This is a genomic window from Leifsonia sp. SIMBA_070, from assembly GCF_046534635.1.
Lineage (GTDB): Bacteria > Actinomycetota > Actinomycetes > Actinomycetales > Microbacteriaceae > Leifsonia.
Map to the genome: position 1 here is coordinate 1 of NZ_JAWRYK010001026.1, position 231 is coordinate 231.

Genomic DNA, 231 nt, shown 5'->3' on the forward strand with positions numbered 1-231 from the left:
GAAGTGGTTGTGCCAGAAATCGACCATCAGCTCGAAAAGCTGCCGACGGCTGTAGCAGGCGCGGGCGAAGGCGGCGCGCTCGACCTGGCGCTGCGGCACGACGTAGTTCGAGAAGCCCTGGCATTCGCGTTCGGAATAGGTCTTCGACAAGGGCTCGTCGAGCGTGTCGAAGCTGGTGGGATACGCGGCCCTGCGCTGCTCCCATTCGGGGTCGGACAGGTTCTCGTCGAG

The 231-nt window shown here is 64.1% G+C and carries 1 protein-coding gene; it reads right to left on the reverse strand.

Annotated features, from left to right (window positions below):
* Window positions 1-231 (reverse strand): DUF1800 family protein (locus SB754_RS23270; RefSeq protein ID WP_410784602.1); only part of this gene is annotated, 231 nt, incomplete at both ends.